Genomic DNA, 18,059 nt, shown 5'->3' with positions numbered 1-18,059 from the left:
TGGATTTACCATTAAAAAACAAAGTTACGCATTACGAAAGGGGTTACTCAAGTTGAAAAAAACGTCATGGATGTCCAAACTTGCTTCCACTTTAACTGCCGGAGCCGCCGCCCTCATGCTCTTTGCCGGGTTCGCCAGCGCTCACGTTACCGTCAATCCCTCTGTCGCGCAGACAGGAGCATGGCAAACGTATACGATCAAGATTCCGTCCGAGAAGGACATCGCCACGACCAAAATCGCCTTGAAAATACCTGAGGGCGTTTCGTTCAAACAATACCAGCCGCTGGCCGGTTGGAAAGTAACCACCGAAAAGAACGACTCCAACGAAGTCACTATGGTCACTTGGGAAGTGGACGGCGATAACGAAGGGATTCTGGCCGGACAATTCCAACAATTTAACTTTGTTGCCCAGAACACGGATCGCGAAGCGGAAGTTGCCTGGGATGCGTTCCAATATTACAGCGATGGCAGCATCGTGGAATGGACAGGCGAATCGAATGCGGATTACCCGCACAGCATCACGACCATTACGGCCAATCCCGACGCCGCAGATTCCGCGGCGGACAGCCATGGCCATGACAGCGACGGAACAGCCGGCAGCACAAACAAAGCAAGCGATGGCAGCAAGTCCAACGACAATACCACGCTTGGCGATGCATTAAGTGATACGGTAACCGGAGAGCCGAACAACACCGACTCCGATCCCGGTACGCTGAGATTGCAGCAGGCTACGCTGATCGTTTCTATTTTGGCATTGATCCTGTCCTTCCTTGGAATCGCACTGGCCACACGTCGCAAAAAAAGATGATCATGCACTTCCTCAATGAGACGTTAAACGCTCCACATCTTCATCAGGAAAGATAAGCGCTGAATGAAAAGAAGCCATCGGACCGCACGGAATACCCGTGAGCCGTGGCTTCTTTCTCTTTGTTTCTAAACCGTCCATGGCGCCTTGCGGATTCGGGATTTGCCTATCATGCGGGGAATGAAGGCCAGCACGATCTCATCCATACTGCCGGATAGCCGATTCCATCAGCTGCTCGCCAACCAACTCGGCATACGTTTCACAGCGGCTCAGCAATTCATCATGCGTACCGGCGTCGATCAGCTCGCCCTGATCAAGCACATATATCTTATCCGCATTCCGAATCGTGCTAAGGCGGTGGGCTATGATGATTTGGGTGCATTTGAGCATGCTCAAATTGCGTGAAATGGTTGCCTCCGTAATCGTATCGAGTGCGCTGGTCGCCTCGTCCAGAAGCAATATTTTGGGCCTGCTGACCAGCGCCCTCGCCAAGGCAACCCGCTGTTTTTGCCCACCAGACAGATTGGACCCCGCTTCCGATATCAAAGTGTTGTAATTCATCGGCATTTTCTGAATATCTTCGTGAATGTCCGCCAGCTTGGCGGCGAAAACGACCTCTTCCATAGTTGCTTGCTCTGCATGAAGCCTGATATTGTCACATACCGTTCGGTTGAACACGAAGTTATCCTGAAGCACAATACTGATCTGGTTACGAATCTCCTGCTGCCTTAAATCCTCCATATCTACACCGTCAAAGAAAATCTTGCCTTGGGTAGGCGCATACAACCCTACCAGCAATTTTGCCAACGTGCTTTTGCCCGAACCGGATTTGCCGACCAAAGCAACCCGTTCGCCGGCCTTGATCTGCATGCTGATGTTCTTCAAGGCTTCCGATCCATAATCGGTATATTTGAAGCTGACCTGTTCGATCGCAACTTCGCCTGACAACTTAAAATCCGTCAGGTTGTTATCCGTTTCTTTTTCCTTAAATCTCTCGCCCTCTTCCGCCTGGATGACGTCATAGATCCGATCAAGCAGCGTGTCCGCCATGACAAACTCATTCAGCATCAACGCCAACGCATTCAACGGGCCAAGAAACAGGGCAGCCAGTGACTGAAATGATACAAGCATGCCCAATGTCATGTTCCCCTGCATGATTTGGTACAAGCCCACCAACAAAATCAGCATGGGCGCCACGAAATTAAGCGTATTCGTCACCGTATTGACCCGGGTTTGAAAGATCGACTTCTCCTTGATCGTGGCCAATTGACGTTTGAACAGTTCCCGCCACGTATCCTCTGTTCGCTCTTCAATGCCCAGTGATTTGATCGTCGATATTCCCTCAAGCACTTCCGTCATGAACGACCCCGCAAGGCTTTGCGCGACGATTTGAGTCTGGGTCAGCTTCTTGAATCTGCTGCGCGTCCATCCGAAAATCGCCACCTGCAGCACGCCGATGCCCAATAACGTAAAAGCGATCACCCGGGACTGGATCACGATATACGTGAAGGTCACTACGATCAGAAATAAGTTGATCAGGGTGGAGATCATTTTTTGGGATACGATTTCCCGAATGGTCGTATTGCTGTTCAGCCGCATCATCAGATCGCCGCGGGACCGAATCTCGAAATACTGGTATGGCAGCTTCAACATATGGGACACGAAACGAGTCGTCAATTGTGCATCGAGCAGTTCCTGCAGCTTGACGATACACATATCCTTGATATAGCTGAAACCGATCTGAAACAGGGTCAATGCCGCGATGCTGACGATCAGCACCGAAAAAATGGACTGCCCGCTCTCTCCCATCGCCGTATCGATGGATATCTGCATCAGGAAGGGGAAAGCAACCGATACGAGTTGAAGTCCCAGTGCCAGCGCTACCGTCCAGGCAAAATATTTTTTGTTGCTGCGGATGAGTTCCCCGAAATAGCCAACCTTGCTGATTTTTTTACCCGTTAGCGGCACGAAGTGTTCATTGGGATGCACGAGCAGAAAAATGCACGAATATTTTTCTTCGAATTCTTTCCGGTCAAGCGTGACCCTGCCCAGCGCCGGGTCAGCCACCACATATTGCCCGCCTGCCCTAATCTGCTCCAGGACGACGAAATGCCTGTTTTCCCAGAAGCAAATGACCGGCAAAAATTCGTTGCTCATCTGCTCAATGGATGCCCGTTTGGCAATTCCGTTCAACTGATAGCTCTCGGCCACTTCCTTCATTTTGAGCATGGAGCTTCCGTCACGGCCATTGCCGAGCATAGCGAAACGCTCCTTCAGCTCGGCAAAGTCTGCCTCATAACCGTAATAGGAAAGCAGCATGTGCAGGCAGCTCGGCCCGCAATCATACTGGTTCATCTGCAATTTAATAGGAACGCGGCGTCGTTTTCCCCGCCATAGCCCGAGCACCTTTCCCTTAGGCATAAGGCTGCTCCCCCGCATAGGTTTCAACTCTGCTCGGAATGCCCTCCAAATGAAGCGTCCCTTCCGGATCCGTTCGGTTGTCGCTCCGTGGTCCTTCCATCATGAGTACGGAAGGCAAGTCGGGATTATGAAGCCTTAGCAGCTGGTATCCGATTCCCGCCAAGCCAAGCATCAATCCGGGGATCTGCTGGCGGCCGGGAACGCCGCATCTCCAATGATGCCCGTCTTTGCGTACCTGCCTTACGATGTGGCCTGCCATATCGTAAGCATACTGTTCCAGCTCACGATCGCCGAAATGACTGGAAGCCAGCAGCAGCAGCTCCAGATTCCCCATATCGCCATGACATAGCGAATAGCTTACTTCCGTGAATCCGTCGTCGATCGTTTTCGCTACGGCGCGATGAATGTCCGTCTCCACGCTCTGGGCTGCGGCAGATGATCCAAGCTGCTCCGCAATGCCCACTCGAGCTATACCAACGCCCGGCGCACCGTTGCACCAGTACATGACATAATGATTCTCCGGCTCGCTTCCATCGGTGAATCGAAGGTCTTTCCAGTTGTTCAATTCCGGGTTGTATAGGCTTTCTTCATATTCCAGTCCCTTCAGGCAAGCATCCAAATATTTCGTCTGGCCGGTCACGCGGTACAACCGGGCAAGCGCAAGGCAGATTCCCGCATTTCCATGGGCAATTCCGCTGAGCGGCGTTTTATTGATGGCCGAAGTGACCCAGGCGATTCCGCTTTCCATGGGACGCGCCATTTCCAACAAACGATCGCCGCAGCGTCTGGCCACCTCCAAAGCCCTTCCGAAGGATTGGGAGACGTACATGTCTACGCAGGCGATCAGCGTACCCGCACAACCGGATATCACGTCAAGCTGCTGATCGTCATCGATCATCTCTTCCAGAATGTCCAGCAATTCAAGCGTATCCGCATGGATTGCCGGTTCGGAACAGACGCTGGATCGATGCATCAGCAGGTAAAGCAGCGAACCGTATCCCGTGAACAAGGAAACGTTCCTGTCCATTTTTTTGCGGATCATCTCCCAGGCCGTCTCCGTGCACCGATCCACCATTTCCAAATACTCGCTCTTTCCGGTCTCCTTGCTCAGATAGAGATAGAAAAAGGCAATTCCCGTTACCCCGTTATACAGACCAAGCTCGGAGGATTTGTAGATCAGCTTCTCGTCGGCATCCATTCCCATGCTTATCCACGATACGGACCGACCGTCGTCTCCCGCAATGGCAATTTCTTTTATGTAATCCCCGATCCTCGATGCTTCAAGCAGGTAATCCTCGGCGGACAACGTGGTGCGCTTTCCTTCTATTTGTTCCGCCCTGACGCGATCCTTGCTTTTTTCCATGGCGAAGGAACGTTCAAGCACATATTTCGTTTGAATGGTTCGTTCTGCGAACTCCCACTGCATCTCCAGATCTTCCGGGCACATTCGCATAACCTTGTCCGCCGTCAGCGTCAAAATGTCCGATGCATACACGCCATCGATCGGCTCATGATCCGAATGGTGAAACAAAAGCTTGTCTCCGATCCTCGTCTTGAACATCGGTACATCCCCGTGCAGCAGATCATAATACTCGTATGCGAACAATCTTTTCCGGTTCCGATCCTGGCGAACGATCATCCACATCATGTCGAAAAGAAGGTTCCGATCCAGCGCATTTTTTAAATATTTGGGATGCGAACTTGCTTCGATCAGGCTGAAATAGGAAACGGTAGGACGGACGATGGTTCGCACCGTGCAACCGTGAAAATACGAAGACAGCGCATCGACAAAGGACTCTTTGCTTTCCATGATAAGGGAATACGTGCGGTAGAAGCCTGTCTTCAGGTTCTGGATGTACCTCTCGGGATTGATCGGCTTATTGCGGTAGGAAGGCAAATGATTAAATCGGGTTACGCTAACCTTCGTTCGTTTGATTCGCATCGTATCTGTATTTTTGTCCAAAATTTCATACGTATTGAGTACTTGGTCCACATCGCCCGCCAGCCCGCTCAAGTCGCTATGGTACAAGGCATTGGCATCGAGCGTAGGAAGCATGCTTGTTTTCAGCAGCGAATCATTCAGGATGGCCATCGTTTTCTCGAGCGCCGTTCCCCCTATCTGGTCATCGTTATACTGGAAGGGTTGATTGTGCAGAAGGGACTCCAAATCGATAAAGAATGGATGCTCGCCATGAACAACGATATTTTCCATGTGCATATCGGTCGCGTTCAACGCATACAAGACGGCGAGATATTGCCCCTGCCGCTCGAAAAATCGTTCCACTTCTTCAAGGCTTGCAGCCTCCTTATAAGGAATGAACTGCTGCCATCCGTAATCCGACCGATCCAGCGACTTGATCATTCGAAAAGGCAGCGCGATCTGCCGATCATTGAACCATTGCAGCAGCTTGGCAAAAGCCGTGTCAATCCCCATATCTCTCGGCTTGTACATCAGGCTGGCACCGCTGGCAAACTGTAACCGCATCACGCTTGCCCCGCCATTGTGGGAATCTCCCAGATAAGCGACATCCTCCAGCCGGTCCAAATTAAAAGCAAACACCTCTTCCAGGTCACGACGATCCAGCGTAAGCCTATCCAGAACAGTCAGCAGATTTAGCGCAATCCGCCGGGTCTGCTCGACAATGGCTCTGGCCAGTACGGGGTAATCGATGAGCAGGTTAAGAATCTGATGCCGATGCTGCAAGTTCTCCCTGACGAAATATTTATACCTCTCGGCAGGATGATCTCCCTTCAATTCTCCCTGTAGTCTCGACCTGTTCAACTCATAAATCAGCATTTTGGCGGACAGGTGAAACACTTTATCCGATACGGTTTTGAGCACCAGCCCCGTGATGCGCCTGCGGTCCAGCCACTCATAGCCTTCGTGCATGCCCTCCTGCAAAATATGAATGACTCGTTGCAGAAATGGCCTGGAAAATTCAAAAAACGGAATTTCTTCCGTCTCGCCCCCGATATAATATTCGATTTCATAATCTTCGTTCTCCAAAAAGGTGCGCTTCAGCTCCCCATACCATTCCATGTGCGTGTAAGCATCGGACCAATCCTCATGTTCAGACAATGAACGAACCTCTTCAAACGTCATATGCTCAGCCTCAAAACGTTCCTCCAAAAGCTGCCGGTCACCGAAATACTTCTCGATCCAATCGGCCATCCGGCCTCCTGATTCCTCCGGTCCTGCGGTACGGTTATGCAGAGACGACCATGAGGCACGTCCAGACGACACAGCCTGCTTGAAGCGTTCATATTTTTCGTTCAGGTATAGGGCATTGTTCCATCGAACATCCCCCAGTAGTTCTTGCATGTTCATTTTTCCCAACTCCTGTCCTGTGCGAGATGATATAAAGCCCTATAAGAAAAAACGTCCATCTACGTAACTTGAAGGAAGATGGTCCGTTCTTAGACGAAGTTAATTTTGCGATATAGAATGGTTCAGCTCCGCTGAAACCTGTATGTTCCATAATTTTAAAAAATTCAAGCACACAACTGATAACAGCCATGTGCTTGAAGATGATCAAAAGAACTTAGCAACAAGTCAACCAGGAAGAAGGCGAAACCGAATTATAATGACACTCATGACTCACCGTGCAGAACACGCCGCCGCTTTTCGCAGCCTCGATGGCCGCTACCGCGCCCGTAATGACCATGAGCTCGTCATCACTGATGTCTTCGATTGCTCCCAATGCTTCAAAATTGAATTCTTTCATTGAGAAAACCTCCATTCGAATAATTTTTTATGAATAGCTTAAATTAAGCTAAACACCACATTAAATAAACATTTTATTACATTATTTAAATATTTTGTAAATCTTCTATACTCATAATCTACCATACTATTCTAGTATTTGTAAATAGTTTCCTTAAATTTTTTTCCAACATTTTTACAAAAAATGCAGCCTGCCTACAATGCCTCGTCACTCCAAGTTCTTTTGCCAGTTCAAAGAATGCACTCCTCAAAGCATTGAACGATCCAATGAATCATATAAAACGCTCTTATGTATCTTTCTATCGTTGTTATAGGCATAAACGTCAAAGAGTCCCGTCCCCGAAAGAAACCTATCGGGATAGGGGAAGCTCTATAACAGCCCACAAACCTGCTCCAACGTCGCTTTTCAAGATCAGCTTGCCCTTGTGAGCTTGGGCAATTCGCGAAACCATAGGTAAGCCCAAGCCGTGTCCTTGCCGGGAAGGCCGTTTTCGCCCTGCGGCGTAGGGCAGCATGACGACATCGGACAGTTCCTCCTTGGCAATGCCCTGGCCGTCATCGGATACCACAAAATGACAAAAGCCATCGGTTGAAGAACGCAATGTTTGCAGCCGGATCGTGCATCCTTCGGAGTTGTGCCGAATACTGTTCTGTATTAAATTCGTGACGGCCCGATATAGAAGGCGCTCATCGCCCATCACCTGCAAACTTTCGTCCTGTACTTGAAGCACGATGTCGTACCGATCATCCAACCCGTTGTTCAAAAAGTCGGATACGACCTGTCTCGCGAGCACAGAGAGCCGGATCGGCTTCATCTGCAGCGGCTGCATCTCGTATTCGAGCATGGATACCAGGTTGAGATCGCTGACGAGCGAACGCAGGCGTTCCCCTTGCCGACGGATGATCCCAGCTTGATGGCTGGCCTCCTCGGGCAGCTCCTCCCTCTCCTCCAGCTCGCTTGCGTAACCCAAAATCATGGAGAGCGGCGTCCGTATGTCATGCGATATGCCTGCGATCCAGTTCGAGCGGGCCTCGTCCCTTGCCTTTAATGCCTCGTTTTTTTCCTGCAGCATGCGGGACGCAGAGTTGATGCTCTGGGAAAGGTCGCTGAAAATACCGCCGTTCTCCACATGCACGGGCTTTCCTTTTGCAAGCGCATGGATGCTTTCCATGAGTGGACGGATGCTGCGAATCAGGCGTGTTCCGATTAATATAGACACCACCAACGCCAGAACTACGTTGCATACCAATAGCAGCAGGATGCGCAGCGGAAGGGATCTCAACCAATCTGCGAGAAAATCAAGCTGATATTTCCCGTGGGAGTTCTTGGGGTATCCTACCACTAACAGACCGTTCGCGTGTTCCCACACATACACCGGGTACTCCATGAGATAATATCTGGAAAACTTTGCGACATCGGTTACGCTGTACGATCGTGGAATTTCAGTCGGCAAATGCTCGCTCCACTGCACCTTCCCCTGCTCGTCCAGCAGCATCGCCCAAGCCTGATGCGCACCAAGCAGGCCGGAGGATTCCGCATTTAGCTCATAACCTCCCTGTCCATCCTCCGCAAGACCGCTTGAGAGCTGCTTCACAACCGCTTCAGGCGAAGGACCCTCATGAAGCTCTTTAAAGATCAGTGAACCGAGCAGGATTAAGTTGAATATGAGAAGCATAACGGATACGAGAATGGTGGAACCGACGAATCGCCTGAGAATGCGGACGGCCCCATCCATTAACGCGCCTCCTGAACAGCGAGCAGCTTATACCCCAGCCCCCGCACGGTCAGCAAATACATCGGCTTGGACGGGTCCTCCTCAATCTTCTCCCGGATGCGGCGCACATGAACCATCAGCGTGTTTTCATATCCGAAGCTTTCATCCCCCCAGACGGCCTGGCATAGTGCATCGCTCGTTACGATTCGGCCCTGATTCTCGTACAGCTTGACCAGAATGGCATGCTCCTTGGCCGTCAGGGGATGCTCGCTATCCCCCCTTTGCACCGTTGCGCTTTCCAAATCGATGACTTGCGAACCGAGGCGAAACACAGGCAATCTTTCCACGACCGGTGCCGCGTATACCCGTTTCAAAATAGCCATTAGCCGCAAAATCAACTCTCTCGGCAAGAAGGGCTTTACCATGTAATCGTCCGCGCCCAAGCCAAGGCCCAGCAATCGATCTTCATCTTCGCCTCGGGCCGACAAGAACAATACAGGCATATCCGAGAATGAGCGAATGGACGAGAGCAGGGAAAAACCGTCTCCGTCCGGAAGCATCACGTCCAGAATCGCGGCATCCGGCTTTTCCATCCTGCATACCGAGAGTGCATTGGCAAAGTTGTCTGCCGTGTATACCCGAAAAAAACCTTCTTTTCGCAAAAACCGTTCAATCATCTCCCGTATTTCAGGTTCATCGTCCACAATCAGTATTTTTTTGTTCTTCATTGTATCCAATTCACATCACCTTTTTTTAAACTAGGTACGCTTCTGGTGCGGCAGTACGGTTCCCCGGCACTGCACTAAGAACTTTCTTCGGCTTTTTCCAACATTCCATGAATTTACATCTACAGACTTTTTTCTTATTATACATGATAAAGGCATTCACCCGATATTTTCCAATTTCATTTAAGGTAAATGTAAGGTTACCTTCAGCGGGGAGCAAGGCGATGACGCTATATTGGGGACAACGGGATAAATCGAGTTGAAATGGAGTTGAGACGACGATGAGCATACAACCCATCGTAGAAACGCGGCAGTTGACCAAAACCTACGGCGGCGTAGAGCGCGTGCATCAAGTCAACCTTTGCGTGGAAACCGGACAAATCTATGGATTTTTGGGTCCCAACGGGGCCGGCAAAACAACGACGCTAAAAATGCTGCTAGGCTTGATCAAACCTACGGAAGGCACCATACGGGTTTTTGGCAAAGACCTGAGCAAGCATCGCCCCACGATCCTGAACCAGACGGGTTCGCTGATCGAATCCCCCTCCTACTACGGCCATCTGACCGGATTGGAAAACATGAGAGTGATGCAGCGGTTGCGGAATGCTCCTGCGAAAAACATCGACAAGGTGCTGCAAATCGTCCGCCTCGAAAATCAGAAGCACAAGCAGGCGGATCAATATTCGCTCGGCATGAAGCAGCGTCTCGGGATCGCCATGGCTTTGCTTGCCTTTCCCAAACTGCTGATTCTGGATGAACCCACGAACGGCCTTGACCCTTCCGGTATCGGCGAGATCCGCGAGCTGATCAAGTCCCTGCCGGGGCAATATGGCATCACCGTGCTGCTCTCCAGCCACCTGTTATCCGAAATCGAACAGATTGCCACATCCGTCGGCATCATTAGTGACGGGAGATTGATGTACCAAGGAACGATGCAGGAACTGCAGGCCAGCAACAGGGCAACGATCCATTTCCAAACGGCAGATCCTGCCCGGGCGGAGAAAATTTTGCTTACGCAGGGTTATATGCCCAAAACAAAAGAAAAACAGCTGGTCTTCGATTATCTCCGCGATGAGGAAGTGTCCCGCTTGAACAGAATTCTGGTGGAACAGGAAATCGCCGTAACGCGCATCGAAGAGCACAAAAAAAGCCTGGAGGACATCTTCCTTGATCTTACCGGGAAGGAGCGGAGTTTATAATGAAGGCACTCGCGCTGGAGTATTTCAAAATTCGACGCAAAAAGATTTGGGTCATGCTGACCCTGTTTCTCGCCGCCGAGATGATCTGGGCAGCGATGTCTATCAGTATTTCCATCTCCCGCAGCGCGTCTAACGCAAACTGGGAGGCCCTCATTTTCAGCATCGCTTCCATGAACGGATTGTTCCTTCCCATCATCTCGGCGATTGTCGTCTCCCGCATCTGCGACATGGAGCACAAGGGCAGCACCTGGAAAATGCTGATGACTACCAATATCGGGCGCAATGAGGTATACACCGCCAAGTACGTCTGTTCCAACAGCCTGATTCTGTACGGCATTCTGGCTCAGGCCGTGTTCATCGTCGCTTTTGGTCTTTCCAAAAACATACCGGGCCCTCTCCCGTTCTCCCTGCTCGGGCAGTTCGTGATCGGGACACTGCTTACGACGCTTGCGATTACCGCTCTTCAACAATGGTTATCGCTCACCGTCCATAACCAGGCCTTTGCGCTGTGCCTTGGCATGCTCGGAGGATTCATCGGAACGACGTCTGGCTTGTTTCCCGCAGGCGTTCGGCACCTTTTTATCTGGTCCTACTACATGGATCTCACTCCGGTGACGTATATTTATGGCGCTTCCTCGGGGTCTTACGTTTCTGGCAGCCTGCCTGGCGGACTGCTTGCCGCCGCCCTGCTCATGGCAATCTTGTTTTACATCGCGGGCAATATCCATGTCTCACGACAAGACGTATAAGGAGGAAACCACATGATCCGAAGCATTTCCGCCGAATGGCTCAAGCTGAGGCATTCCCGGATCAGCCTGGTGTTGGCCATTCTGCCCATTATCAGCCTGCTGATCGGATGCTTCAACTATTATTTCAACCAGGCCGCACTTCAGAATGGATGGTACAGCCTTTGGACGCAGGTGAGCCTGTTTTACGGGGAGTTTTTTCTGCCGATCCTGATCGCGATATGCTGCGCCTTCGTCTGCAGACTGGAGCATAACAATCGTAATTGGAACATGGTGCTCTCGTCCCCGATGTCCGTTACCAGCTTCTTTATGGCAAAATTGGTTATCGTCGGCGTGCTGATTCTGGCAGCCCAAGGGTTCTTTATGTTTATGTATTGGGCTGCAGGGAAGCTGTTTGCCATTCCTGACGCCTTCCCCATGGAGACCATCATATGGAGTCTGCGCGGTTGGTTCGCATCCCTATCGATCGCCGCTTTGCAGCTCGGCCTGTCGATCCGCATCCGCAGCTTCGCCACGCCGATCGGTATCGGCCTGTGCGCCGTCTTCCTTGGCTTGGGGATGTACGTACTCAAAATCGGCATGCTGTTTCCCCATTCTCTGCTGACCATCGGCATGGGCGTCCTGAGCCAGACAGGACTCACACGGGCCCAGAACGTCCTGTTTATGTTGATGAATATCGCGTTTATACTGATTTTTGCTTTCTGGTCGATACATCGCCTGAAAACCAAGGACATCGTCTCGTCCTAAAACAAACGTCATCATCCATTAAGGAGGGTAGGTCCCCATGAAAAAAGCATTCACCTTACTGGCTGTGGGACTGGTCATCTTGACTGGCCTGTGGCTGTTTTTCATGAATCCGGCCAAGCTGACCCCAGACAATCCGGCAGGCAAAACGATTTATTACACCGTCGTAAATCAGGAAAGCGCCACGACGGATAGCAATGGCCGATACGCGTATGAGCTGACCGGTTACACGGATGAGGGAAAATCGAAACAACTCAGCTTTACCGCAAGCAAGCCGCTTCAGCAGGGCGCATTCCTGAAATTGTACGTAACCACCTTGCGCGGAGTCACACATTGGGAAGAGGTCAGTGCAAATGATCTTCCTGGCGAAGCACGACAGTTATCTTCCCAATAGCATCCGGAATCGCCTACGGAAGTGTGCCGTATTCATCTCCTCGCACCAAACAACCCCGGTAATACGGACGGAGGGCAGCTGCCTCCGTTCATATTGCCGGGGTTCAGTTTATAAAGTCCATGGAATTTATTTTATGAACCGGATCGGATGGGGTGCAAATGGCTTACCTCGACTGGTCCGTCTGGATCATGGCCTCAATATACTGCAATAAACTCCGCTTCTGCTCCTCAATGGATTGTATGCGGCTCGACAGACCTGCAAAAAAGGCTTCGATCTGCTGCCTGACATGATCGGCCGATTGCCCTTTCCAGTCTTCCAACCGTTTGTAAAGCGCCCTCGCTTCCTGTTCATCCGCCTGCAGGCGCACCAGCAGCTGGGACAGCTCCCTTTCCGCAGTCCGGAGATCATTGAGCTCTACAAGCAATTGTCCGTTCACTTCGCTCCCTCCTTATGTACACCCTCTAACCAGGCAACAAGTGACCATGCCCTATCGGGCAAAACTAACCTGCGTTTGGTCCGCCTGCCGGAATTCTTCGGCTTTTTGCTCAATGAAGTTCAAAAACTGGCTTGTGTGTTTCATATGCCAAGTACCCAGTTCGTTCATCGAGGCATCCAATTGGCCAACGATCGGCTCCAGCCTTCGGCTGCGGCTGGAATGCAGATATTGCATCATGCGGCCCCGCACCGCGTTCAGTTCCCCGTTGCATTGCTGGGCATGCTGCTTCCAGCGAGTGGCCACGTCTTTGAGTTCTTCCGGGGTAACCTGGATCGTGCCCGCAACCGCCCCCATGGCAATTTCGCCTGCGCGAATGCCAATGTTACGCATAAACAGGGCAAGATCACTCAGCGCGTTGGACGGCTGTCTTGGCGTGCGTGCGATCCGTTCGCCGGTGACGGGGTCGTACAATTCGTTGGACACGTAGCCATTTTCGAACTCATAGCGATCCAGGCTATGATAATCTTTGCCCCCGAAGGTGTTTTTGATCTTGTCGATCATGCTCATGTCGTCGTTCATGTCTTGGTAATTCGAATCGATGTAATAGGTAGAGCCGACGTGGCGGTCGTATCCTCCGAAAAACCCGCTGGCCACGAAATCGCCCGGATGCCCGAAATTGATGATCTGGCTGTCGAATTCTCCATCCTCGGCCTTACGCTTCATGCCCGGCGTCAGACTTGAAATGACGGATGGCGCGCTGAACGTGACTGCAGGCAGGCCCGTATACACCGCGGCGTACTGCGCATTACCACCGCCAAGCGAATGTCCTGTCAGCGAAAAGTCCAGATCCTTGTGTTTTTTCTGCATATCCTTGGCATAATCCTCAGCCTCGTACATCTGGTTTGGTCCAAAGGAAAGGTGTTTATCGATCCCTTTATCCACTTCGCCGAAAAAGTTTTCCACTGCGGTCATGCCCGTAACGTCCTTGACCTTCTGAATGCCGCCTGACAGCCAGTCGGGCCGCAGATCCATGCTTTGATCGATTTTGCGCCCCAACTCGGGAAGCGCAATCTGTCCGTCCGCGAACAAGTCGGGAGCCATGCGATCCAGTCCGGCACTGCCTTCGGTTCCCCGATAAGCGATTACCGCCTGATTGGTTTCCGGGTTGTAAAAGGTCACCGCATCGAATCCCGACCTCTTGTTCCCATGGCTGTCTTCAAGCACCTTCCAGCCCGGCAAGTCCTGCACCTCGTCCCCTTCTTTGAAATCGCGGTAGGCAAGCTGGGACATCGTCTTGTACGTTTCGTCATCGATTTTCTGTCCTTGGCTCAAACTGTTCTCCCCTCCCTATTCGGCCTGCGGCTTCGCAAACGGATCGTATCCATTCGCTATGATGGCTTCCTTGATTTCCGGGCTCATGACGAAGCCCACCATGGTTTTTTTGTCATAGTTATACGAAATGCTGAAGTGTTGTTCCTCGTGTCCCTGAACATGGCCTTCCAGACCGATCTCGTTCATTGCCATTTCGGGCAGCAGCTTCTTGCTGGTAATCGCCACGTCCAATTCATAATTGTTCTTGAAATAACTGACAGCCTTGGCCTCCGCCTCCTTGAACAAGGCTTCTTTTTCGCTTACCTTCATGTTCTGGCACCCCCCCAATACGAACATAGACAACATCGTCACGACTAACAAAATCACCCAAGGTTTTCTCGGCTTCATGCGGGTCACCTTCTCTTCCCCATTGAGTTTCCTGCGAAAAACAGACGCTGAAGTCAATCCGCCCCATAATGAATCTATGCAGACCCGTTTGCTCCATATCCGCTATTTTGCCTGTTAGATGAATGATAGTACAAAATCAACATCGGCCATATCGGCTGTCAGCATCGTTTTTGTGAAACTTTATTCCTAAAATGATTCGGGCAAAGTGTCCCGGTCTATATTACCCGCTTGTCGGTCCGATGCAACATGCTGTGCTGTTAACCAAGCTTTCCTTGAACCCTCTGCAATCCTTGTGCCATAACGGCACGAACGCATGCCAAAGAGAGCCGCTTCCCAGCGGCTCTCTCCTTTTCCCAGACGATTCTGGGTTCTCGCTATTATTCCAGCACCATTCGTAGTCCCGTGAGCACGATTCCAATGATAAAACCGGTAACCGCGCCGTTAATCCGAATCCACTGCAAATCTTGTCCCACTTTGTCTTCGATCAGCGAAATCAACGTTTTATTGTCCATTTTCTCGACGTTTTCACGGACCAGGCTGCCGATCTTGGAATGGTTCTTCTCCAGCAACGTCGTGACGCCTACCACGATTTTGGCATTGAGCCCGGACAGCAGCTCTTCGTCGGAGCGCAGATCCGTCAGCATCCTGCTGATGGCAGGCAGCGCATACGCCTCTACGTAGGCTCCATCCTCCATGGCGCTAAGGGCCTTGTCGCGCAGCTCGGTCAATTTGTTAAGCACCGTCTGCTCGGCATCCCATTGGTTCAACATGTCGTTCTTCCATCCATTCAGCCCGTCTTGCACCTTGGCGCTGAAAGCAAGCTTGGAGGCCTGCTCACGGACAAGGCCAAGCACTTTGTAGCGGAGGGCGCTGCCTTCGCGTTTCATGTCTTCTACCCTGTCGAAAAGATACCCCTGCAAAATCGCGCCCATCTTCTCTTCGTTCATGTAACCCAGAAAAGCGTTCATCGCAAACTGCATTAGCCCATTCATCTGGATGCCGCCGATCGCTTTCATGGCGCTCTCGCCAAGCACGTAGACCGTCTCCGGCTTCACCAGCCATTCCTCAGCCTGCTTCAGGCCATAATCCAATGCCTTGGCGTCATACCCTTTTTCGCTAACCTGCGATATCGCCCGTTCCAGAATCGGTCCAAGATCGAATGCCCCGGCTTGCGTTTTGACCTCTGCCGCCACGATGGGAGCAATTTGCTCCAGCGGCAGCCCGGCCAGAATGCGTTTGCAGAGCGTATCCATCATCTGCTTGGCTCCGTCGGTATGCAGTTCCCGCATAAGGGTATCCATCACCATCTCCGCTGCTTTGAATCCGGCGATTTTCTCCGTGATGCTCTCCTTGTTGAGCAGGTTGTTCTCCACGGCAGACACAAGCCCTTCCGTCATTTTCGCCCGATTCTTCGGCAGCAAGGCCGTATGCGGAATCGGAATGCCGAGCGGATGGCGGAACAATGCCGTGACGGCGAACCAGTCCGCAAGTCCTCCCACCAAACCGGCCTCGAACGATCCCACCAGCAATTTGCCGGCAATCGAGCCTTGGAACGGCAAGGATGCGGCAAATCCCGCCCCCATGACGACGAGGGACCAGGCCGCCGCGGTTTTGGTATGCTTCGATTTCTTCATCTCCACTTGCTCCTTTATGATTAATGACACGCCCCGTTAGTTGCCGTTCGAGCCGCATCCCTTCAATTGAGATCATCCTTCGTCAGCGGAAGCAAAGCCCCCTGACTCGTTATACTTCATCTTATCACCCGTGCGCATCAAATCCAAACCTCTTCCTGTAGAATAAGGAAAAAAACAGCTGATCTTCATGTCCAACATGGTCCATAAACTTTGCCGACGGAGGAGCAGCTTTAGTATAATAAATGTTGGAATCATCCTGCAGGGCCAAGCACACATCCGGGGAAGCACACGGAGAACACATCGACATAACCAAAGGAGGAATTTCGGACCATGAAACATGTACAGGACACGACGACGCTGTATAACGGAGTCAAAATGCCATGGCTTGGATTTGGCGTATTCAAGGTGAAGGACGGACAAGAAGCCGTGGACGCCGTCAGAACGGCGATTGAAACCGGTTACCGCAGCATCGATACCGCCAAAGCCTATAACAACGAAACCGGCGTTGCCCAAGGCATTCGCGAATCCGGCATTGCCCGTGAAGATTTGTTCATTACAACGAAGGTTTGGAATTCCGACCAGGGTTACGAATCCACGCTTGCTGCCTTCGAGGCCAGCATGGAGCGCCTGGAGCTGGATTACCTGGATCTTTATCTCATTCACTGGCCGGTCAAAGGAAAATACAAAGATACGTGGCGCGCGCTTGAACGACTGCATCGGGAAGGACGCATTCGCGCCATTGGCGTAAGCAACTTCCAAATTCACCATCTGGAGGATTTGATGACCGAAGCAACCGTTGTTCCTGCCGTCAATCAGATTGAGCTGCATCCGCTATTGAACCAACAGGAATTGCGGGATTATTGCAGTAAGCATAAAATCCAGGTCGAAGCATGGTCTCCGCTTGGTCAGGGCCATTTGTTGGAACATCCGCTGCTCCAAGAAATCGGCGCCAAGTATGGCAAGTCCCCGGCCCAGGTCATTCTGCGCTGGGATCTTCAGAACGGCATCGTCACCATTCCCAAATCCGTTACACCGCAGCGCATTCGGGAAAATGCCGATCTGTTCGACTTCGAACTGACGCCGGAAGACATCGGGCAAATTAACGGGTTGAACGAAAACAAACGCTTCGGTTCGGACCCCGACAACTTCAATTTCTAAAAAATAATGATGCCAAAAACCCCGATGCAGGCTCATGTCTGCATCGGGGTTTTCGTTTGTTGTTGGAATGAATGTTAACAATGGTTAGCATGCTTTCGAAAAGCCAAATCAGCCCTTGGCTACCAGTTTGAAATCGTCGTAGTGGAAACCTGGCGCCACCACGCACGAAACGAGCACCGGCTCATCGCCAAGTGGACGCGCCGTTTGCCAAGCACCTGCCGGCACAAGCAATTGCGGCAGCTGTCCTGCGGCAATATCCATGCCGAGCACATGGACTTCCTCATTTTCCGGACGCTCGCCGGTGCCGCCCAGCTTCAGTTCGATCGGACTTCCGCTGTGCCACATCCACAGTTCATCCGACAGCACTGTATGCCATTCGGAAAATTCATGCGGGTGAAGCAGGAAATAGATCGAACTCGCCGCAAAGCGCGGGCCTGAATAGGCTTCAGGCAGCACGGACTGCGGAATTTGATAGGATGCTTTCCATACTTCCTTATACCAACCACCTTCAACGTGCGGCTGCATGTCGAGCGCAGCTACGAGAGGCGAAAGTTCATGTGTCGTCATAACCAATTTCCTTCCTTCCACTTCAGTTTGGAGACGCCGATCCAGGCTCTGTCCCACTCCTCCTACTGTAAA

Annotated in this window: 16 protein-coding genes; 6 read left to right on the top strand and 10 right to left on the bottom strand. The window is 51.5% G+C overall.

From position 1 onward, the window contains the following. Positions 1-52: 52 nt before the first annotated feature. Complete coding sequence (locus SNR34_RS02130) at positions 53-808, top strand: YcnI family copper-binding membrane protein (protein WP_339275736.1); 756 nt, start codon at positions 53-55, stop codon at positions 806-808. 195 nt (positions 809-1,003) lie between these two features. Here the strand turns inward: SNR34_RS02130 and SNR34_RS02125 are convergent, their stop codons facing one another. The 5 genes from SNR34_RS02125 to SNR34_RS02105 all read right to left on the bottom strand — a co-directional run bounded on the left by SNR34_RS02125 (position 1,004) and on the right by SNR34_RS02105 (position 9,402). Next, positions 1,004-3,226, bottom strand: a complete 2,223-nt coding sequence (locus tag SNR34_RS02125; RefSeq protein WP_486181027.1) for a peptidase domain-containing ABC transporter — start codon at positions 3,224-3,226, stop codon at positions 1,004-1,006. Beyond that, entirely contained in the window at positions 3,219-6,554 is a 3,336-nt protein-coding gene (locus SNR34_RS02120; protein ID WP_486181026.1) for a type 2 lanthipeptide synthetase LanM family protein, read from the bottom strand. Before SNR34_RS02120 ends, SNR34_RS02125 begins: the two co-directional genes overlap by 8 nt. A gap of 214 nt (positions 6,555-6,768) precedes the next feature. After that, a complete protein-coding gene (locus SNR34_RS02115) occupies positions 6,769-6,951 on the bottom strand; it encodes a type A2 lanthipeptide (RefSeq protein ID WP_236417704.1) in 183 nt (60 codons plus the stop codon). Between the two features lie 349 nt (positions 6,952-7,300). Then, positions 7,301-8,686 (bottom strand): sensor histidine kinase, encoded by a 1,386-nt coding sequence (locus tag SNR34_RS02110; protein ID WP_236417706.1) that lies wholly within the window; start codon positions 8,684-8,686, stop codon positions 7,301-7,303. Further along, complete coding sequence (locus SNR34_RS02105; protein WP_339275729.1) at positions 8,686-9,402, bottom strand: response regulator transcription factor; 717 nt, start codon at positions 9,400-9,402, stop codon at positions 8,686-8,688. The genes SNR34_RS02110 and SNR34_RS02105 overlap by 1 nt, the downstream gene beginning before the upstream one ends. A gap of 269 nt (positions 9,403-9,671) precedes the next feature. On the opposite strand from SNR34_RS02105, the gene SNR34_RS02100 reads away from it, so the two are divergent. From SNR34_RS02100 to SNR34_RS02085, 4 genes are read left to right on the top strand one after another with little or no spacing between them, the layout of a single operon-like run. Beyond that, on the top strand, positions 9,672-10,589 hold the full coding sequence (locus SNR34_RS02100) for an ABC transporter ATP-binding protein (RefSeq protein WP_236417711.1): 918 nt from the start codon (positions 9,672-9,674) through the stop codon (positions 10,587-10,589). Then, the gene (locus tag SNR34_RS02095) at positions 10,586-11,338 is read left to right on the top strand and encodes an ABC transporter permease (protein WP_236417799.1); all 753 of its coding nucleotides are present in this window, start codon (positions 10,586-10,588) and stop codon (positions 11,336-11,338) included. The genes SNR34_RS02100 and SNR34_RS02095 overlap by 4 nt, the downstream gene beginning before the upstream one ends. 12 nt (positions 11,339-11,350) lie before the next feature. Next, positions 11,351-12,082, top strand: a complete 732-nt coding sequence (locus SNR34_RS02090) for an ABC transporter permease (RefSeq protein WP_236417712.1) — start codon at positions 11,351-11,353, stop codon at positions 12,080-12,082. 37 nt (positions 12,083-12,119) lie between these two features. Further along, entirely contained in the window at positions 12,120-12,473 is a 354-nt protein-coding gene (locus SNR34_RS02085; protein ID WP_236417713.1) for a YxeA family protein, read from the top strand. 163 nt (positions 12,474-12,636) lie between these two features. Here the strand turns inward: SNR34_RS02085 and SNR34_RS02080 are convergent, their stop codons facing one another. The 4 genes from SNR34_RS02080 to SNR34_RS02065 all read right to left on the bottom strand — a co-directional run bounded on the left by SNR34_RS02080 (position 12,637) and on the right by SNR34_RS02065 (position 16,292). Next, positions 12,637-12,909 carry a hypothetical protein gene (locus tag SNR34_RS02080; protein WP_236417714.1) on the bottom strand — a complete coding sequence of 91 codons (273 nt, stop codon included), beginning with the start codon at positions 12,907-12,909 and terminating at the stop codon, positions 12,637-12,639. A 51-nt stretch (positions 12,910-12,960) separates the two neighbouring features. Beyond that, positions 12,961-14,199, bottom strand: a complete 1,239-nt coding sequence (locus tag SNR34_RS02075; RefSeq protein ID WP_438286893.1) for a Tle-like phospholipase domain-containing protein — start codon at positions 14,197-14,199, stop codon at positions 12,961-12,963. Between the two features lie 57 nt (positions 14,200-14,256). After that, positions 14,257-14,628: a hypothetical protein gene (locus SNR34_RS02070; RefSeq protein ID WP_486181025.1), complete on the bottom strand. Its 372-nt coding sequence runs from the start codon at positions 14,626-14,628 to the stop codon at positions 14,257-14,259. 377 nt (positions 14,629-15,005) lie between these two features. Next, complete coding sequence (locus SNR34_RS02065; protein WP_486181024.1) at positions 15,006-16,292, bottom strand: DUF445 domain-containing protein; 1,287 nt, start codon at positions 16,290-16,292, stop codon at positions 15,006-15,008. A 300-nt stretch (positions 16,293-16,592) separates the two neighbouring features. Here SNR34_RS02065 and SNR34_RS02060 point away from each other — a divergent pair, with 300 nt between their 5' ends. Continuing rightward, positions 16,593-17,420, top strand: a complete 828-nt coding sequence (locus SNR34_RS02060; protein WP_339275725.1) for an aldo/keto reductase — start codon at positions 16,593-16,595, stop codon at positions 17,418-17,420. Between the two features lie 108 nt (positions 17,421-17,528). On the opposite strand, the gene SNR34_RS02055 is transcribed toward SNR34_RS02060, so the two are convergent. After that, positions 17,529-17,987: a cupin domain-containing protein gene (locus SNR34_RS02055; protein WP_236417726.1), complete on the bottom strand. Its 459-nt coding sequence runs from the start codon at positions 17,985-17,987 to the stop codon at positions 17,529-17,531. Positions 17,988-18,059 lie beyond the last annotated feature (72 nt).

This window comes from Paenibacillus sp. XP01 (assembly GCF_057364885.1).
The sequence above is the reverse complement of the archived record's forward strand: the minus strand, read 5'-3'. Positions and strand labels throughout refer to the sequence as shown.

Bases quoted from the DNA above. Each gene is read 5' to 3' on its own strand.
- SNR34_RS02125 (WP_486181027.1), bottom strand. From the start codon at position 3,226: ATGCCTAAGGGAAAGGTGCTCGGGCTATGGCGGGGAAAACGACGCCGC.
- SNR34_RS02120 (WP_486181026.1), bottom strand. From the start codon at position 6,554: ATGAACATGCAAGAACTACTGGGGGATGTTCGATGGAACAATGCCCTA.
- SNR34_RS02115 (WP_236417704.1), bottom strand. From the start codon at position 6,951: ATGAAAGAATTCAATTTTGAAGCATTGGGAGCAATCGAAGACATCAGT.
- SNR34_RS02110 (WP_236417706.1), bottom strand. From the start codon at position 8,686: ATGGATGGGGCCGTCCGCATTCTCAGGCGATTCGTCGGTTCCACCATT.
- SNR34_RS02100 (WP_236417711.1), top strand. From the start codon at position 9,672: ATGAGCATACAACCCATCGTAGAAACGCGGCAGTTGACCAAAACCTAC.
- SNR34_RS02090 (WP_236417712.1), top strand. From the start codon at position 11,351: ATGATCCGAAGCATTTCCGCCGAATGGCTCAAGCTGAGGCATTCCCGG.
- SNR34_RS02085 (WP_236417713.1), top strand. From the start codon at position 12,120: ATGAAAAAAGCATTCACCTTACTGGCTGTGGGACTGGTCATCTTGACT.
- SNR34_RS02075 (WP_438286893.1), bottom strand. From the start codon at position 14,199: ATGTCCCAGCTTGCCTACCGCGATTTCAAAGAAGGGGACGAGGTGCAG.
- SNR34_RS02070 (WP_486181025.1), bottom strand. From the start codon at position 14,628: ATGAAGCCGAGAAAACCTTGGGTGATTTTGTTAGTCGTGACGATGTTG.
- SNR34_RS02060 (WP_339275725.1), top strand. From the start codon at position 16,593: ATGAAACATGTACAGGACACGACGACGCTGTATAACGGAGTCAAAATG.
- SNR34_RS02055 (WP_236417726.1), bottom strand. From the start codon at position 17,987: ATGACGACACATGAACTTTCGCCTCTCGTAGCTGCGCTCGACATGCAG.